Origin of the sequence: Chitinivibrio alkaliphilus ACht1, from assembly GCF_000474745.1 — a bacterium.
Lineage (GTDB): Bacteria > Fibrobacterota > Chitinivibrionia > Chitinivibrionales > Chitinivibrionaceae > Chitinivibrio > Chitinivibrio alkaliphilus.
Window position 1 is genome coordinate 1 of sequence record NZ_ASJR01000031.1, and the last position, 18,251, is coordinate 18,251.

The following is an 18,251-nucleotide window of genomic DNA, read 5'->3' on the forward strand; positions in this document are numbered from 1 at the left end:
CCGCTGAACCAGTACAAAGAAGTACCCAAGGGCATACGTTCAAAAACGAAAACAAGTTTTCTGTTTCACTAATAACCATTGATCTTGATTTCTTTGATATGATCGCTTGATTTTCCCGGAGCCGTTGCGAAGCTCTATTCTCCTCGCTTGTATTGGGAATAATTCCCAATACGGTAGCTTGATTTCCGAAAATTTTCACCTGAGTTCTGATCCGGAAACTATCTTTGTAGTGTGATCTTGAGTTTCGAAAAAATTTTTGACGCTCAGTTTTGTGGAAGATCGCGAAAATCAAAAATACTATCAGTGAGAGGCGGTGAAGGAGCATGAAGACCAAGAACGCGGTTATAATATTTTCCGGCGAAAATCAACGGGGCATCATTGCATTTTGCAGATATGCCAGCAAGTTTGACATCCCATTTTATATTATCACCTCGGGCGAGAAGGACTCTATTTACCTTACGGATTACTCAAAGAAGGTTGTAGGCCAAAGAAAAAATAAGGGTTTAGTCTACGATGAAATCTTTACTATTCTAAAAGAAGTCATGGAAAGATGCCGTATTAATGAAGGCTTCGTCTTGCCGAGTACCGAGGATTTAAATTCTTTACTTTTTGATAAAAGAAAAGAGTTGCAAAGCTGTAATATTTATCTTCCTCTGGTGGATAAAGAAATTTACGATCAGGTGGGAAATAAACGAACATTTACTAAAATATGCGCCAGTAAGGGACTCGGCATACCAAAAGAGTTCGAAGACGTTGCCGAAATATCCTATCCTTTTGTTTTAAAACCAAACAAAACCTTCGGGAACGACAAGAGTGAAAAGCTGACCCCCCTTATCATTACAAATGAGGATCAATTAAAAAAGAAATTACCTGGTATAGACCTGGAAGATTATTTTTTGCAAGAATTCATTGAGGGCAACAGTCACTATCTTTTACTTTATATTTCAAAGAAGGATAACCATATCAAATATGCCCAAGAGAACATTATCCAACAACAAGACGGGGCATCCATGGTAGCGGCCGTACCGTCCGACCTGTATAAAGAAGAACTAGCCGACAAATACATCGATTTACTGAAGGGTTTAAACTTCTATGGTTTGGTAATGGTAGAGCTGAAGTATTGGAATAACCAGTTTTATATGATAGAAGCAAATCCAAGGCTATGGGGGCCGAGCCAGTTTTTTGTCGATGCAAATGTCCCTATTTTTGGAGAGTTTCTCATTGAGCTCGGTTTCAAGCTAGAAGACAATTCCCGCTTAAATGAGGAAGCAAAGTACTTTTGGTTTGGCGGCGTTATGGAAAATTATCAGTATGGAAAACAGCTGACTTTTTATAACACCTATAATGCAGAACTTCTAGTGGATGAGTTGCCATTATGGCTAACTCATGATCTATACAGACGAAATGACACGAAAGAAATTTTTGTTAATCAGAGTTTCAAGTTTACAAAATATTAGTAGTATAATGGTCTGAAATTTTCAGACCATTATAAAGAGAGGCTTGAATAGCAAGATTTGAGTTATTCAGTAAGCCCTAAATAGTGCGTTCATACGCATACTCCTTTTTTTATGCCCGAAGGCGTTATTAAGGTATACCCCGGCATTTGCATACCGAACATGTATCTGTGTTACAGTGACAACCCTGATATTCATTCACCTGCAGCGCGGTAATGTAAATTAAAGTTCGCAATTTCCATTTGATACATATTATGAGTCCCGTATAAAAACCCATTTTTTATAGGAAATGGCAATAATACGCAAGTTGTGACCACTATATATAGCGGTTGTCCGGACTAATGACGGTGCATATTGTTGTTGACAATTTTATTGCTACCCATATTGGGGTTTTTAGAGTAGACTCAATATTGTTAATATGTTGCGATAAGAGGAAGCGCTCCTTTAAAAGTTTTGATGCTCCTATGGCGTGCTTTTCTTGCGTCGCTCTTTTCCGATATTTCGTGCTGTTTCCCATGCGGGAAGGTTCCACAGCTGAACCAGGCTGATATAGACTGCTCCTCCAGAACATAGCTGAAGTAGAAGAGAGAGGCCATAGGAAGATAGTGGTACAAATGCATCTACTCCGTATGCCGTAAGGGCTGCTGCTGTAGCACAAAGAAAATAGGGAAACACATCACGAATTTGCTCGTGCATGGGGTATTTGATGAGAGGACCAGCAATACCTGCATTCAGGAAAAGAGCAATATATGAGGTAACAACCTGACCGATGACCAATGCGTAGACTCCCCAGCGAATTGAAATTAAAATTGCGGTAAGATTGAGAATTTTTTTTGCAATCTCTAATTTTAAGAAGAGATCCGTGCGGCCCACAACCTTAAGAATATTGACATTTGATGCATGGAGCGGATACAGCATCCCCACAAGGCAGAGAAGCTGGAAAAAGGGAATGGAGGTATACCATTGCTCTCCCAATAAAAAGGGAATGAGGTTTTCTGCTGTAGCAAGAAGGATACACATGAGGGGAAAACAGACCAGGGTCAACAGCTGCATGCTCTGAGTGTAGCCCCGTTTTACCCGGGGAAGATCGTCGTTGATGGCAGAAAAGGCGGGGAATGTTACTTTACCAACAATTCTTGAAAGGTTCTTCATGGGGAGATCTTTGAGACTTTTCGCCTTGGTATAGTACCCCACAATATCTACGGCAAAAAAACGGCCGATGATCAAGGCATGGAGGTTTTTAAAGGACGCGTGTAACATTCCCGACACCTGTAATTTCCACCCAAAAGAAAAAAGATCGATAAAGGATTCCCGTGAGACCCGTCCCCGGGGGATCCAGGAAGATTGGATCCAGAGCATACCGGCAAGAACAGTCTTCTGCGCCACCATCATTCCCGCCAGGGCCCACACCCCTGCACCGGAAAATGCAAGAAAGAGGCCGACGCCACTGCTCATAAGAGAGGCTGAAACCGCGGCAAGGGAGATGTTTTTAAAATCCAGAGCCTTTTCAAACTGCACCCGCTGAATAATCACCAGGGCATCAAGGAGCACCACGAGTCCGACAAATTTGGTTAGTGGGATGAGTTCCGGGCGCTCGTAGAAGGCCGCTATGGCGGGAGCCCCGAAAAACAGGGCAGCATAAAGAAGTGCCGCCATGGCACCGGAGAGGGTAAAGGCCGTGGTTAAATCGTTTTCAGATACGTCTTTTTTCTGAATGATGGCCTGCCCAAAGCCCTGGTTAATAAAGGCTTCCGTGACATGTATAAATACAAGAATAAGGCCCATGAGCCCGTAGTCTTCCGGGGTGAGGAGGCGGGCAAGAATGAGGGTTACAAAAAAGCGGATACCCTGCTGGCCGAAGCGTTCGGCGGAGCTCCAGATAAGGGCGGTAATTGTTCTTTGTCTGAGGGTGTCTTTCAAATCATCTCCTACTAATACTCATTTTAAAATAATTCGTGAATTCAAGTTGCTAATGCAACAATATTCCAAATAAAGGATTCTCGAGATACTGCCCCCCGAGGTTTCCAGCTCGAATGAAGCCATAACATCACAGCCAACACAATTTTCTGAAGCACCATCATACAAACAAGGGACCATACGCCAAACCCAATAATGGCACACAGAAGTGCACCTAACCCACCCACTATTGAAGAGCTGACAGTTGCTTTTGAAATAGTCTTGAAGTCAAGGTTCTTTTCAAACTGAACACGCTGAATAACAACAAAGGCATCAAGAACAATAACAAACCCCATGACCTGTAATAGACGGAATAATAGAGGCTCATTATAAAAATCAGCAACAAATGGTGCAGATACAAATAGAATGAGATAGAGTATGAGCGAAGCCCCAACGGAGAGCACAAACGTCGTCATCAAATCGTTGTCTGTGACACTCTTTTTTTGTATTATTGCCTGCCCAAAACCATTATTTATCAATGCTTCTGAAACACGAACAAACACCATTAGTATCCCTATAAGCCCAAAATCCTCAGGGACAAGTATTCGTGCAAGTATGAGAGTTACTAGGAATACGATCCCTTGATTACCAACACGTTCAACGGTGCTCCATAGAAGGGCTGAGATCGTCTTTTGTCTGAGTCCCATAATTAAATATGTAGCCCTTTATATCGCTTAATTTCCATCTCTTTCTTAAAATCTTCCAAATAACTAATGTAATCGTATTTGGGTTCATAACCTAACTCAATGTTAGCTTTACTAATGTCAATTTTATAAGATCGACTATTTGGTTTATCAGGCCTCGGAGTAATTATTGACGGCTTAGATGCAGGAGAAAAAACTTGAATCATTCCCTCAATTTGCGCTTTTAAAGATACGGGAACTCCTGTTCCAACATTATATATCCCAGACTCTCTATCAACGATAATACCCTTACATATCATTTGGCAAAAATCTTTAACATAAACAATATCATGAGATTTACTCGGGTCCCCCCACATTTCAATAGGCTCACCGTTAATTGCTTGATTAATCATCAGTCTGTATGCTTTCATTCTTTTCTTACCATCCACATAAAAATAATCTATTGGACTGTACGAATAAATAGTTGGTAATCTAAAAATAAACCTTTTAAGCCCATATTCTTGCCGATAATGTTCGATCAGATCTACTGCAGTATTTTTAGCAATAACATATACTCCATGATCACCTTTATATGAGAAGTTTCTCGGCATATCGGGGTGTAGTGGTTCGTCTCCTCCTATGAAATTTCCAATATCTCTTATAGTTTGGGTATAGAGTATTCTGTCGGCAGTTTATCAAAACACTCTGATTTAGTTATATCTACCGAAAAATATTCAATTCCCTTGTTCTCAAAATAATCTGTTTCTTTCCGCCCAATTGCGACAATTTGATATTCTGTTAAATCAAGGTTTTTTAAGCAGTAATCGGTCAAGTAAGCGCCAGTATGCCCAGTTGCTCCAAATATAAGCACTTTTTTCATAAACTACTCTCCATTTATCATATAATGTAATTTTTTACTTGATAATTACTTTGATTAAACGTTCTGAATTATATACAAAATCCATCTGCTCTTCTTGAGTTTCAAACTGTAGGAACAGTATACCAATTGCTTTATTAGAACCATCAAAATGCTCTACAGGATCTCCTTTTTCTTATACATAACACTCTTTACAATCTTTTTCCAATACCATTTTGATAGTCAACTTCTACAAATGCTCCATTCTCATGAGAGTAAAGAACATGAGTTGATATATATTTTTTGAGGAAAACATCACTTTTAAAGTGATAATTCCTTCGCATTGCTAATTCAACTGTAGCAGCAACCATATCTTCTCCTGTTGCCATAAGTAAAAGATCCGGTATCATATTACCACCATTTCTTGGACCCATCTCAATAAAGTGTAAGTTATCATTTCTATCAATCATAATTTCAATATTAAATGCTCCGAAATGAATATCTAATAAATCAAACAACTTTTGAGTTTCCTGTTTTATCAAGTTGAGTCTTTTATCGCTTATTACTAGAGGATAGCTTGTTCCAATGGGAACAAAGGGATTAACATAAGTACTTCTGTGACTATTTAATAAGCCCCAAAAGCTCACATTTCCATCTATAACAAAACAATCCCCCGCAATCATAAAGTCATGATCTTGCACAATAAATTCTTCAACAATAATCTTTTTACTTCTGGAATTATCTATAGCAATTTTGCAAGCATCTTCAAAGTCTTCTATCTTATCAACTTTGACTACACCTTTACTTCCTGATGAATCAATAGGTTTCACCATTACTGGGAAAGTAAATTGATTTATTTCCTGCTTTGCATTTGCCAGCGACGAATACCCTTTAGCCTTTGGACAATTAAAGTTATTCTCTCTTAAGAATTCCCTAAATTTATCCTTAAAAGCTAATATTTCAACCGATTTGTATGGATTAGTTGGTAAACCAAGCTTTTCAGCTACATACGCAGCCGTGGGAGCGGCGGGATCAGACGCATAAGCCACAATACCGTCTACACATTCGTTTTTTGCAACTTCAAGTATTGCTTCTTTATCTGTTGTACTTACACAATAAAATTTTTCTACATAATGTTGCCCCGGATTATCGGGCAAATAATCACATAAAACAGTATGGTACCCTTGCTTATTTGCATATTCGATGGCAGGTATCTGTTGAGTAGATCCTCCAAGTAATAAAAGTTTCTTCACAAGCACCCCGTTTTGATTACCGCTATAATCGTCTCCTGCACATCCTTCTCAAGACTATCATACATTGGTAGACAGAGGATTCGGCTGGAAATATCACGGGACACAGGGCACTCCTGTTTCGGTTCAATGTAACTCAGCGTGTCAAGACTGGGATAGAAGTATCTACGCGGCGCAATCGCAACTTCTTTCAATGCAGATTCCACCCGTTTTAAAACCGCTTCACTTTCAAACACAACAGGGAAGTAGCTAAAGTTATTGGTGGCATCACCATTCATTTCTTGCAATTGTACCACATCCTTTAAGCCATCAACATAGCCACGGTACACCTCTTCACGTCGTTCTAGAATAAGTGGCATATCATCGAGCACACAGAGCCCCATGGCGGCCTCAAACTCATTCATCTTGGCATTTGTCCCCAAATGGGGGATGGTTTCGGAGTTTTGTATGCCGAAGTTGATCAGAAACCGCGCCTCTTCTACTAACGAGTCATCGGAAATGGCAAGAGCCCCGCCTTCGATAGTGTGGAACAGCTTCGTCGCATGAAAACTCAAGGTAGAGATATCGCCATAGTTAAGAACACTTTGACCACCCACCTTCACACCAAATGCATGAGCCGCATCATACACTGTTCGTATCTTATATTTTTCTGCCAGTGCCGCAATAGCATCAACATCGCAGGGGTTGCCGAAAACATGCACCGGCACAAGGGCGGAGGTATTGGGCGTAATAAGGGCTTCGGCTTTTTCGGGGTCCATGGTATAGGTGCTGGGGTCAATATCGGCAAAAATGGGGTGGATATTGTTGGTGACAAGGGAACTGGTGGTGGCAACAAAAGAAAAGGGGCTTGTCACGGCAAAGTCTGTTACCCCCAGGGCGCGATAGGCTATTTCCAGTGCGACGGTTCCGTTGGAAACCAGAACAAGGTTTTGCACTCCAAGATATTCACACAGCCGTTCTTCAAGACGGCGTACCATGGAGCCGTTATTGGTGATCCAGTGGTTTTCGTAAATCTCATCAACATATTTCTTAAACTTTTTTTTATCGGGGAGGTAGGTCTTTGTTACGTGAATCACGACAGCTCCTCCCGGGCACCGTACATGCTCTCATAATAATGCTGATAATCGCCGCTGACCACCTCACGCACCCATTTTTGGTTTTCTAGGTACCAGCGGATGGTCTTTTCAATACCCACTTCAAAGGATGTCTCGGGATACCATCCCAATTCCTTCTTTATTTTGGCCGGGTCAATGGCGTAGCGCGCATCATGGCCGAGGCGATCCTGCACAAAGGTAATGAGGGATTCGTTAATGTGGGCATGATCGGTGGTAAGCACCTGTTGATAGGCGGGGTTTTCCTCCATGAGTCGTGCCACCGTGGAGATAATCAGTTTCACTATGGTGATATTTTGTGCTTCGTTATGTCCGCCCACATTATACACCTCGCCGGGCCGCCCCTTCTGCACCACCAGATCAATGGCCCGGGCATGGTCTTCCACGTAGAGCCAGTCGCGCACATTGCGACCGTCACCGTACACGGGGAGTTTTTTCCCTTCAAGGACATTCTTAATCATGAGGGGAATCAGCTTTTCGGGGAAATGGCAGGGGCCGTAATTATTTGAACAGCGGGTGATATTTACGGGGAGGTGAAAGGTGTCTGCATAGGACTGCACCAGCAGATCCGCCGAGGCCTTGCTTGCCGAATAGGGTGAGTGTGGATCAAGGGGGGTGTCTTCGGTGAAAAAATCAGCCCCGAAGATGGTGCCAAACTCCTCATGATCCCTTCCCTCGGGGTAGGTTTGGGCAAGGGAGCCGTACACCTCATCCGTGGAGACCTGAAGGAATTTCACCCCCGTGCGGTAGGTGGGATATCCCTGCCCGTCCCGCCCTGTTTTCCAGGCATGGACGGCACACTCCAGAAGGGTTTGGGTGCCCAAGATATTTGTTTCGAGAAATATCTGCGGATTTTCGATTGAGCGATCCACATGGGATTCGGCGGCAAAATTCACCACATGGGTGATCCCGTGGGTGAGAAAAATATGGGAAACCAGCTCTTCATTGCCAATGTCTCCCTTGTAAAAGGTCACCCGGGGGTCCTTAATCTCCCCGGCAATGGTGCCAAGATTTCCCGCATAGGTGAGCTTATCAAGGACTGCAACGGTGATGTTATCGTGTTTTTTAAGAATATGCTTCAGGTAGTTTGCCCCGATAAAGCCGGCAGCCCCCGTGACAAGATAGCTATACATGGTAGACTCCTTCAAGGATATCGCGCAGGTTGTCCGCATAACGGGTTTTTCCCAGACGGTCAATCTGGGTCTTCAGCTCTGCATCGGTAATCCACCCCTGCCCATGGGCGATCTCTTCGGGGCTGGAAATCATCAAGCCCTGACGGTGCTGAATAGTCTGGACAAAGTTTGCCGCCTCAAGGAGGGCGTCGTGGGTTCCCGTGTCAAACCAGCTCATGCCGCGCCCCAGATTTTTGCACCGAAGACTTCCCTCCTCAAGATATTTTTGGTTCAGGGAGGTTATTTCCAGCTCTCCCCGTGGAGAGGGCTCTATTTCATGGGCTTTTTTCACGGCGGTTTCGTCGTAAAAATACAGGCCCGGGATGGCATAGTTTGATTTGGGTTTCTCCGGTTTTTCCTCCAGGGAGAGTACCTGTCCGTCTGTGTCAAATTCCACCACGCCGTAGCTATTGGGATTTTTCACAAAATAGCCGAAGATGGTGGCTCCCTCCGAAAGAGTGCAGGCCCGTTTTAGAATAGAACCAAAGCCGTAGCCGTAAAAGAGATTGTCACCGAGGATGAGGGCGCATTTTTCCCCCGCAATAAAGGATTCACCAATGAGAATGGCCTCGGCAAGACCCCGGGGTTCTTCCTGTACCGAATAGGCAAGGTTGAGGCCAAATTGGTTGCCCGAACCAAGGAGCCGTTCGAAGGTGGGGAGGTCCTGCGGAGTGGAAATAATAAGAATATCACGTATCCCCGCCAGCATGAGCGTGGAGAGGGGGTAATAAATCATGGGTTTGTCGTATACGGGAGTAATCTGTTTTGAAATGGCTTGCGTAATGGGATAGAGTCGTGTGCCGCTGCCGCCGGCAAGAATAATACCTTTCATAGGGCCCCTGTATGATTATTTTCGAATGTGAAGAATATACATCCTTAACACAGGAGCTTCAAGCATATTTGTCTCACCTGCCTCTTAATTCCTTCGTTCCCCCCAGTCGGAAGTCCGGGAACGAGAGTACGAGAGTATCCTGTCGAAGCCCCTGGTCCGTATCCACCACAACTCGTACCCAGTCTTCTGACTGGGTACGCCTGCTTCGAAAAGCACCGTCCCTGCAGAAAAACCGTGCGTACGAGTAATACATTCCCGCTTTACGGTGATTTCTGCAGATATGTACTTGTATCTATGAGCCCGAAGGCTCACGAGATGTGTTCCCAGTCGGAAGTCCGGGAACGAGAGTACGAGAGTATCCTGTCGAAGCTCTTGGTCCGTATCCACCACATCTCGTACCCAGTCTTCTGACTGGGTGCGCCTGCTTCGAAAAGTACCGTCCCTGCAGAAAAACCGTGCGTACGAGTAATACATTTTCGCTTTACGGTGATTTCTGCAGATATGTACTTGTATCTATGAGCCCGAAGGCTCACGGGGTGCGTTCCCAGTCGGAAGACCGGGAACGAGAGTGAAATCACAAAAACGTAAAACAGTCTTACTTATCTCCCCCGAAGACATCCCGTGTATACACCTTTTCCGCCACATCCTCCAAAACCTCTTCAAAACGGTTTGCCACGATAATATCTGCTTTTTCTTTAAAGGTTGCAAGGTCTGATACAACTTCGAGTCCTTCAAAGGTAGAGGTTTCCAGGACCGGCTCATAGATTACAACGGTAATACCCTTTTCCTGCAGCTTTTCGATGACACACCGCACGGCGGAGCTCCTGAAATTATCAGACCCCGATTTCATAATAAGGCGGTATATACCCACCACGGAGGGATTGGAGGAGGCGATTCTGTCTGCAACAAAGCTCTTTCGTGTCTCGTTGGAATCCACAATGGCCCCAACGAGGTTGTTTGGCACATCGGAAAAATTGGCGCGGAGCTGCTTGGTATCCTTGGGAAAACAGTAGCCTCCGTAGCCAAAGGAGGGGTTGTTGTAGTGAGTGCCGATACGGGGGTCAAGGCCCACGCCGCTGATGATATCCTTCGCATTCAACCCATGAGTTTCGGCGTAGGAATCCAGCTCATTAAAATAGGCAACCCGCATGGCAAGATAGCTGTTTGAAAACAGTTTTATGGCTTCAGCCTCTGTGGAGTCGGTAAAAAGGACGGCCACATTCTTTTTTGTGGCACCCCGCTCAAGAAGTCCCGCAAATATCATGGCACGATCTGACTTTTCCCCCACAATTATCCTGCTGGGATTGAGGTTGTCGTGCAGGGCAAGGCCCTCCCGGAGAAATTCCGGAGAAAAGATGATGTTTGTGGTGTTAAACTTCTGTGACACCGCCTTGGTATACCCCACGGGAATGGTTGATTTAATCACCATGGTTGCCTCGGGATTTATCTCAAGGACATCGCCGATGACCGCTTCTATGGAGGCGGTGTTGAAGTAGTTTGTTTCTTCATCATAGTCGGTGGGAGTGGCAATAATAACGTAGTCTGCCCCTGTGTAGGCATCGGCCTTGTCCAGGGTGGCCCGAAAGTTGAGGTCCTTGGTGGTGAGGTATTCCTGGATCTCCGCATCTTCAATGGGTGATTTTTTCTCGTTGAGGAGGGCCACCTTTTCAGGAACAATGTCAAGGGCCACAACCTCATTGTGCTGTGATAAAAGAACGGCATTACTCAGACCGACGTATCCGGTGCCGGCCACGGCGATTTTCATCATTCTCTGTCTCCATGTAAACGGTTTTCACGCTGTCAAATACCTCTAAGGCTTGCAGAGTGGATTGTTGCTTTCCCTTTACCGAATGCTGTTGTATTACAATAGGAAAAAGCAATCAGGTAAAAGAGTGAAAATATAAGATATATCCCGTGCATGAACTCCTTCAATGGAATTTAAATATTGAATAGGGGGGAGGGTGATTTTCTTCGGCTTAGATCGGGCGAGTATTATGGAGTATGGGCGAGCGGGAAAATGTTTGAAGGGCGAAACCTCCCGTATGTACGGTTTTTCTGTGTCAAATGCGAAGAATGGATTTGTCCATGGAAGTAGCATAAAACATGCCCCTTGCGGCCAAAGAGAAATAGTGATGCCCGCTTAATCTATGCCCCTTTGTGAAAGAGTTTTTCCGGCAAAACCCATCCACTTGTGTACTGGTATATATTTACTGCAGGTGTAAAATGGAGGCAGATATGATAATCCGGCATCATTCGGTGTTTCTCATTTTCATAGCATGCACTGCACTGTTTTCCGAAATAGCCCCCCTGGCACGGGCAAAAAATCTGCACTTTGGCTCTGCCTTTTATTATCGGGATGGCTGGGACAGGGATGAATACGAAAAGCATTTTTTGGACAACTTCACCATCCTCACCCCCGAAGGGGGGATAATGTGGGGCGAAGGAGGACTTTCTCCCGCTCCCGGTGAAATTAATTTTTCTGCAGGAAATGAAATTATCGGCTTTGCCCATGAGAATGATCTGGCCGTTAAGGTACACCACCTTGTATGGCACCGCTATGTGGAGGGACATGACCCCTTTTTACCCCAGTGGCTTCTTGAAGGAGGATACGGCAGCGCTGAACTGCAGGAACACCTGAAGGACTTCATCACCCAAACGGTGACACACTACACGGAAAAATTTCCCCATACTGTGCAATGGTGGAGTGTGGTGAATGAGGCGGGGGCAAATAATTTCAGCGGCTTTGAGCCCAATCTCTGGCTGGACAGCATCGGGGAATCCTATATAGACTCGGCCTTTGTCTGGACCCGGGAAGTGGCCCCGGATGAGGCAAAACTTTTCTACAATGACTGTTTTTATCACGGGACGGCGGCGGATGGTCAGCGCATGGAGCATAAAATAGATCATGCCTATGATGTTGTATCCGGCCTTGTAGAGCGCGACATTCCCATTGACGGGATGGGTTTTCAATCACATCTTACGGTGGTGGGATATCCGGGAAAAGAGGCTATTGCCGCAGATTTCAAACGGTTCACCGACCTTGGCCTGGAGGTATATATTACGGAACTGGATGTTGCCCTTATACCTCCGGTTACACAGAAGCAGCTGGAACAACAGGCAAAAATCTACCGCGACCTAGTGAACATCGCCCTTGAAAATGAGAAATGCACCATGGTATCTCTCTGGGGGTTTAACGATGCACAGTCATGGTATGAGAGTGATGTTGCCCCCTCATAATGGATTCGCTCTACAACCCGAAACCCGCCACCTACCGATTTATACGTCACTAAGGGCACCTTTGTCTCCCCCAAAAGGGGTAATCAATACTAGGAGGATGCAATTGGTCAAACAGCATGGAAAAAGTGGTGAAAAAGTAGCTCCCTCTCAGATAAAAAATTGTGTATAGTTAATAGAGGTTTCTTTGTAGCGGGTAAGGTATGGCCTAAGGAAAAATGGTGGATACAGGAATTCCTCTCCGTCCATATTGGTATTGCCATGATGATTTATGGGGTACCAACGCTCCTTGGTTCCCCTGAAGAGAAGGTCGCCGTTGGGGCTGCTGGTATGGCGGCCCCGCCGGGGGGAGTATCTTTGCCCCGGCATTCCGGGGGCTCCTCGCAGCTCTTACTGTTTGGGCTCTTTTTTTTGTGGTGCTGCGGGGGTGATGGCCCGAAAGGTACGGAGCCATTCCCGAAAAAAGACCAGGAAAATGCTGAGAGCACCACTGGCTATAGCCCCGACGATGATAAGGAGCCGTCGGTCGGGTTCGCTCGGGCGCAGGGGAAGCTCCCCCTCTTGGAGTACCTCAAAGACGGGAACGTCCTTTTTCTCGTTTATTTTTGCTCTCTCCAGTTGATTATTCAGCTCTTTATAGAGTGATGCTGCGAGATCTACTTCACGTTTTATACGATCTTCGCGCAGGCGAACCCGCGGGGACTGGGTGGCGATGTTCTGTTCCTGAAATGCCACAAGCCGTGCTTCGGCGCTTTGAAGATCTGCCCGTACTTCCTGAAGCCGCTCTTCGATAAACTCCCGGTTTTGGCGATCCCGCGATTGGTAATCTTTCTGGAAATACTCTGTGAGAAGGTGTATGAGCTCTCGGTTTACTTGGTAGGCGAGGGACGGGTTGGTGAATTTTGTTTCCACGTCAAGGATACGCCCAGACTTGTTTACCGAAATATGTCCGCGGCTTTCTGAGCGAAGTCGTCCGTAGAGACTCATTTTTCGTCGATATTCCCAATCGTGTACCGTTGTATCGGGGGGGAGAACTCCCAATACTCCTCAAGGGTGACAGTATCATAGACGGGGGGCATACGGTTTTCCCGTTCCTCCGGTGTTTGTACCCGCTGAATAACCCATTCCTGTGCAAGAAGGTGATCCATGAAGTGTCGGTTTTTAATAAGAAGTTCTACGTGTTGCAGGAGGTCTATTTCCTGAGACTCTTGATTACGCAGGCCTGCCATGGCTGCTAAGCCGCTCACATCACCACCGCCTCTTCCGGCTGTGGCCGCCTTCGTGGTGACACTATATTGGTCGGGAAGACGGTATGCATAGATTGCTGCCAAAATTGTAATGAGGATGGTAACAGGGAGAATAATCGTCCAGCCACGAAGCAGGGTGAGTACGAGATCCCGCAGATCTATTTCTTCTGTTTGAAATGCATCCGGTGTGTTCATAGGTCCTCATAGGAATGGAAAAGAGTTGTTTGAAAATATATACTTTGGAGTATCAGTAGGTACTGTTTTTTTTATCATCCTTGGTCGTCTCCCGAGGCGCATGAAGGCAAGGGTGGTGCAATATGGTTCCAAGAAAGGGGGGTTCCACGAGGTATGGCAGTGGTGGCTTTTTTCCCGAGTAATTCGGGGAGATATTTGGGCGAAAGACCAGTTCCTGGTCGGATACTTCTTATGTTCTCCGTGGTAAAAATATCGCCTGCAGCCATGTCTGCAACCACAAAGAGGGAGCGGGAAAAATGTCTGTTTTTTAGTTTTTGTTCGGTCATCTCATAGGTGACCGTTCCATATATTTTTTCAACGAGACGGATCTGTTCAACCATGGTGGCAAAGTCTGTGGGCGCCATGGAGAAAGACGCGTCGGGGCCACCCATGGCCGGGTCAAGGATGAAGTGCTTTTCCACCACGGTTGCGCCGAGAGCCACGGCGGTGCAGGCAACTTCCCATCCCGTGGTATGGTCTGATAAGCCGACCGTGACATTAAAGCGATGCTTCATATCAACCATGGTTGCAAGATTGGCATCTTCTGGTTTGGCCGGATATTGGGATGTGCACATAAGAAGGGTTATGGCGTTATTTTCCATCCTGCGGCATGCCTCTACGGCTGCACCTATTTCCTCTTTGGTCGCAATGCCCGTGGAGATAAGGATCGGTTTTTTCTTGGCAGCGGTGTATTCAATGAGAGGGATGTCGGTTATTTCAAAAGAGGCTATTTTATACATGGGGACATTCATGGCGTCAAGGAAGTCAACGGCGGTGGTGTCAAAGGGAGAAGAGAATAGGGGGATCTGTAGGGATTGGGCATACTTTTTAAGGATGGGTTGCCACTCCCACGGCATGTATGCTTCTTTGTAGAGTTCATAGAGCGTTTTTCCATCCCAGGCTGTTCCCTGATGAATCTGGAAACAGTCTGCTGTGCAATCGATGGTAAGGGTGTCTGCGGTGTATGTTTGAACCTTTACCGCGTCCGCTCCGCTCTCTTTTGCTGCACGAATAGTCTCTTTTGCGATGGTAATATCGCCACCGTGATTTGCAGATAGCTCCGCAATAATGTAGGTCTTAGGGGTATTCATAGCGCAGAAACTCCTTTCCGGAAAAGAGGTGACTTCCCTGTAGGAGAAACCCCGTTTTTTCAAACAGTCTGCGGGAAGAATGGTTTACCGGTAAAATATAGGCCGTGAGGGGATGCGGGCATGAGGGGTGGTGTATTCCCATGGAAAGAAGAGCGGTGCCATATCCACGTCCTCTGCAGGAGGGGGCTATGGTAATTGATATGGTGTGCTCTGTTCCAACGGCTTCAAATCGAAGAACACCAATCTCTCGTTCTTCATCCGTGCCGATATAGATTTGGCAGGTGCGTGCGGCGAGTTTTTCTTTGAGCCATGCACAGTGGTCGTCCCATGACGGTGTGTTGGAGGAAATAGAGTAACGGCGGGTTCCTTCGTCGCAAAACCAGCAGTAAAGCATGGGGGCGTCTTTGCATGTTGCCTTACGCAGATTCATTGAGCCTCCGAAATGCTGCGCGTAATCGTTCTGGAGAGCGACCGTCCACGAGTTTCTCCTGCGCATGTATCATGGCGGTAGTGCGAGTTGGTTTTGCTAGGATATGTAAAAAGGTTGCCAAAGGCGTGTTGCAGGAGAGGGGGTCCCGGAGATCCTTGAGGGGAAATACGGCGTGTGCGTTGGTGAGCCCCCGATAGTGCTGTTTCTGGTTTTCCATAAAATACCCACAGGCACAGGGGATACGACAGGCACAAGCCTCCACGGCGATGGTGCTTGCGGGCAGGATTGCTGCACGGCTTTCATGGAAAAGGGTTTTGAGGTCTTTTGCCGTCAGATTGTAGAAGGTTGTGCAGGTGTTCACTGTGTGGGGGGTGAGGGCCGCAATACGCATGGTGGGGCGTATGTGCTGTACTGCCTGTACAATCTTCGGCGTAAGCCTCTGTGGGTCTGCACCACCCATGCTGATGAGGAGGTCATACTTTTTACGCTCTCCACGCGCGTGGGGGGCCATTGTACAGAATTCTGGTCTGAGGAGGGCGTAGTCGGGGCCAAGAAGAAGACCCTTGGAGGGGTGAGTCTGGTAGTGATCCAGGGTAATTCCGCACCCATGGTTAATGATCATATCTGACCGATACGATGGGCCGGGTATATCGTCAATATAGACAAGCGCCCGTGCTCGTTTTGCGACCTCCCCTTGGTATGCAGTATCAAAATAGTAGTTATCCAAGACAACCACGTCCTCAGGGGTGATATGGGAAAGGAAATCCGCAAAATGAGTCTCTTTTTTTAAGAGGGTGCGTTGCGAGCAGTACTTGTGTGACTCTTCCATAAAGGCGGTGCTCCACGAAAAGAAAGAGCATTCAAAGGCATCTTTCAGCATCGCTGCAAGGGCGAGGGTTCTTGACATATGGCCAAACCCCATGGTGCTGTCTCCGTCGGCACGAAGAAGGACTCGTCCGGTACCCATTTTATCTCCTCATGGATATCAACTACGTTGTATATCGGCCATACGCCACAAATCTGTAGCCTTCTCTGCTGTAGGTTCTAGTGAGAACAGTGAACAAGGTAGGCGTGAGGGAAATCGTTGCTATGAAACCGAGGGCTTAACCCTGCTTCTTCGCATATGGCCTCTACCTCTGTATGGCTGATACGGTCTTCCCGGGGAGGTCCTCCTGGGCCGGCATCGGGGCGCCAATCGGATATAAGGATATCCCCTGTGGGGTGCAGTACCCTTTTGCACTCGCGAAGGCTCTCTTGTGGGTGAGGTAGCTCATGGAAAACATTTACCATAATAATCAGGTCTATTTCCGCATCCTTGCAGGGGATACGATGATCCGTAAGAAGGAGGGGGTGTAGCTGCGGAAGGTGTGGACAGCATTCTGCCTTCATGTACTGTATCATTTCCGGAGAAATATCTGCGGCATACAAGAGCCCCGGTGCAGCCATGAGTGGTGCAAGGGCTTTGCTAAAAAAACCAGTGCCGGCACCGAGGTCTAAGGCGATCCGAGGCGGTGAAATCTTTCGTTGTCGCAGAATTTCTTCCACGGGGAAATCTTTGTGGCGTTCGGGGTTGTTTAGGGCGTCTCGTTTTTTGGGGTTAAATATATGAGGGCACATTGGTTCTCCTTGTCTTACTTTGTGATCCTTCGTATATAATATACGCTTTTTCTTTGTCATAGAAGCCCTCATAGCTATACGATGCGTATATATTTATCTATATACAGTATACAAGGAGGGCCTATGGAACACGAGCGCGCTGTTTTTGCCGGAGGATGTTTTTGGTGTACTGAGGCGGCGTTTCTGGATATGCCTGGTGTACAGCAGGTAACGTCCGGATATGTAGGGGGGCATACGGAGAACCCCACATATGAAGCTGTTTGTTCTGGAACAACCGGACATTATGAAGCTGTTGAAGTTGTCTATGATCCGTCCCTGATACCCTATGAAAAACTTCTGGATATTTTTTGGAAAAGTATCGATCCAACTGATGCTGGAGGGCAATTTTACGATCGGGGTACGCAATACAAAACTGCTATTTTTACCGATACGGAAACGCAGCAGCAGGTGGCAGAAAAAAGTAAGAGACGGCTTAATCAATCGGGGGTTTTTCCGGTTCCCGTGGTAACAGAAATTCGCAGAAGTGCACCCTTTTGGCCGGCGGAGAAGCATCACCAAAAATTTTGCCGGACACACCCGCGTCGGTATGCTGCGTATGCTGACTCATCCGGGAGAAAAGCGGCGCTTCAAAGGTTATGGAAAAAACAGCGTCGTGCGAAAAGGATGGGCGATTTAAGCCCCCTTCAGAAAAAGGTTGCCTTTGAAGGGGGCACTGAGCCTCCCTTTAATAATGAATACTGGAATACAAAGGAAGAAGGAATCTATGTTGATATTAGTACGGGGCAACCCCTCTTTGCATCTATTCACAAATATGACTCAGGTACAGGGTGGCCCAGTTTTTTTGATACCATAGATGATACGGCCGTGGTGTTTCGGGAAGAGTATCAGCATGGAACGAAGCGATGTGAGATACGAAGTCGTGAGGGTGATATACATTTAGGACATGTATTTGATGACGGCCCTCGGCCGACTCAGAAACGCTATTGTGTAAATTCTGCATCTCTTCGATTTATTCCTCGGTCTGATTTATCCCGTCATGGATATGAGCAGTATGAATACTTGTTCGAATAATTGTTATGAATGAGCATATATAATAAGGTAAAGGAAAAAATGGGCAAGGTAGGTCGTAATACAAAAAAACAC

18 protein-coding genes are annotated in these 18,251 nt (G+C 46.1%); 3 read left to right on the forward strand and 15 right to left on the reverse strand.

Translation table 11 applies throughout. The annotated features are described in order from the left end of the window. Window positions 1–323 precede the first annotated feature (323 nt). Window positions 324–1,457 (forward strand): ATP-grasp domain-containing protein, encoded by a 1,134-nt coding sequence (locus CALK_RS10735; protein ID WP_022637688.1) that lies wholly within the window; start codon window positions 324–326, stop codon window positions 1,455–1,457. 459 nt (window positions 1,458–1,916) lie between these two features. Here the strand turns inward: CALK_RS10735 and CALK_RS10740 are convergent, their stop codons facing one another. The 9 genes from CALK_RS10740 to CALK_RS10775 all read right to left on the reverse strand — a co-directional run bounded on the left by CALK_RS10740 (window position 1,917) and on the right by CALK_RS10775 (window position 11,020). After that, window positions 1,917–3,374 (reverse strand): lipopolysaccharide biosynthesis protein, encoded by a 1,458-nt coding sequence (locus tag CALK_RS10740; protein WP_022637689.1) that lies wholly within the window; start codon window positions 3,372–3,374, stop codon window positions 1,917–1,919. 41 nt (window positions 3,375–3,415) lie between these two features. Further along, complete coding sequence (locus CALK_RS10745) at window positions 3,416–4,057, reverse strand: oligosaccharide flippase family protein (RefSeq protein ID WP_052569266.1); 642 nt, start codon at window positions 4,055–4,057, stop codon at window positions 3,416–3,418. Window positions 4,058–4,059: 2 nt separating this feature from the next. Beyond that, window positions 4,060–4,644, reverse strand: coding sequence for an NAD-dependent epimerase/dehydratase family protein (locus CALK_RS10750; RefSeq protein ID WP_022637691.1), 585 nt, complete (start codon window positions 4,642–4,644; stop codon window positions 4,060–4,062). Window positions 4,645–4,691: 47 nt separating this feature from the next. Then, window positions 4,692–4,913, reverse strand: coding sequence for an NDP-sugar dehydratase or epimerase (locus CALK_RS13235; RefSeq protein WP_022637692.1), 222 nt, complete (start codon window positions 4,911–4,913; stop codon window positions 4,692–4,694). Between the two features lie 188 nt (window positions 4,914–5,101). Next, window positions 5,102–6,142 (reverse strand): ATP-grasp domain-containing protein, encoded by a 1,041-nt coding sequence (locus tag CALK_RS10755; protein WP_022637693.1) that lies wholly within the window; start codon window positions 6,140–6,142, stop codon window positions 5,102–5,104. Beyond that, window positions 6,139–7,215: a DegT/DnrJ/EryC1/StrS family aminotransferase gene (locus CALK_RS10760; RefSeq protein WP_022637694.1), complete on the reverse strand. Its 1,077-nt coding sequence runs from the start codon at window positions 7,213–7,215 to the stop codon at window positions 6,139–6,141. The genes CALK_RS10755 and CALK_RS10760 overlap by 4 nt, the downstream gene beginning before the upstream one ends. Next, on the reverse strand, window positions 7,212–8,384 hold the full coding sequence (rfbB, locus tag CALK_RS10765; RefSeq protein WP_022637695.1) for a dTDP-glucose 4,6-dehydratase: 1,173 nt from the start codon (window positions 8,382–8,384) through the stop codon (window positions 7,212–7,214). Before rfbB ends, CALK_RS10760 begins: the two co-directional genes overlap by 4 nt. Beyond that, complete coding sequence (rfbA, locus tag CALK_RS10770; protein ID WP_022637696.1) at window positions 8,377–9,255, reverse strand: glucose-1-phosphate thymidylyltransferase RfbA; 879 nt, start codon at window positions 9,253–9,255, stop codon at window positions 8,377–8,379. Before rfbA ends, rfbB begins: the two co-directional genes overlap by 8 nt. Before the next feature lie 595 nt (window positions 9,256–9,850). Further along, a complete protein-coding gene (locus tag CALK_RS10775) occupies window positions 9,851–11,020 on the reverse strand; it encodes a nucleotide sugar dehydrogenase (RefSeq protein WP_034638005.1) in 1,170 nt (389 codons plus the stop codon). Between the two features lie 470 nt (window positions 11,021–11,490). On the opposite strand from CALK_RS10775, the gene CALK_RS10780 reads away from it, so the two are divergent. After that, window positions 11,491–12,492, forward strand: coding sequence for an endo-1,4-beta-xylanase (locus CALK_RS10780; protein WP_162146739.1), 1,002 nt, complete (start codon window positions 11,491–11,493; stop codon window positions 12,490–12,492). Window positions 12,493–12,879: 387 nt separating this feature from the next. Here the strand turns inward: CALK_RS10780 and CALK_RS10790 are convergent, their stop codons facing one another. The 6 genes from CALK_RS10790 to CALK_RS10815 all read right to left on the reverse strand — a co-directional run bounded on the left by CALK_RS10790 (window position 12,880) and on the right by CALK_RS10815 (window position 17,108). Then, complete coding sequence (locus CALK_RS10790) at window positions 12,880–13,530, reverse strand: GNVR domain-containing protein (RefSeq protein WP_162146740.1); 651 nt, start codon at window positions 13,528–13,530, stop codon at window positions 12,880–12,882. Further along, a complete protein-coding gene (locus CALK_RS10795; RefSeq protein WP_022637702.1) occupies window positions 13,473–13,931 on the reverse strand; it encodes a Wzz/FepE/Etk N-terminal domain-containing protein in 459 nt (152 codons plus the stop codon). Before CALK_RS10795 ends, CALK_RS10790 begins: the two co-directional genes overlap by 58 nt. Before the next feature lie 74 nt (window positions 13,932–14,005). Next, window positions 14,006–15,061 (reverse strand): pseudaminic acid synthase, encoded by a 1,056-nt coding sequence (gene pseI / locus CALK_RS10800; RefSeq protein ID WP_022637703.1) that lies wholly within the window; start codon window positions 15,059–15,061, stop codon window positions 14,006–14,008. After that, window positions 15,048–15,491 (reverse strand): GNAT family N-acetyltransferase, encoded by a 444-nt coding sequence (locus CALK_RS10805; RefSeq protein ID WP_022637704.1) that lies wholly within the window; start codon window positions 15,489–15,491, stop codon window positions 15,048–15,050. Before CALK_RS10805 ends, pseI begins: the two co-directional genes overlap by 14 nt. Then, complete coding sequence (locus tag CALK_RS10810; RefSeq protein ID WP_022637705.1) at window positions 15,478–16,458, reverse strand: PseG/SpsG family protein; 981 nt, start codon at window positions 16,456–16,458, stop codon at window positions 15,478–15,480. Before CALK_RS10810 ends, CALK_RS10805 begins: the two co-directional genes overlap by 14 nt. A 77-nt stretch (window positions 16,459–16,535) precedes the next feature. Continuing rightward, window positions 16,536–17,108, reverse strand: a complete 573-nt coding sequence (locus CALK_RS10815; protein ID WP_022637706.1) for a class I SAM-dependent methyltransferase — start codon at window positions 17,106–17,108, stop codon at window positions 16,536–16,538. Between the two features lie 123 nt (window positions 17,109–17,231). On the opposite strand from CALK_RS10815, the gene msrA reads away from it, so the two are divergent. Then, window positions 17,232–18,179, forward strand: a complete 948-nt coding sequence (gene msrA / locus CALK_RS10820; RefSeq protein ID WP_022637707.1) for a peptide-methionine (S)-S-oxide reductase MsrA — start codon at window positions 17,232–17,234, stop codon at window positions 18,177–18,179. Window positions 18,180–18,251: the final 72 nt, after the last annotated feature.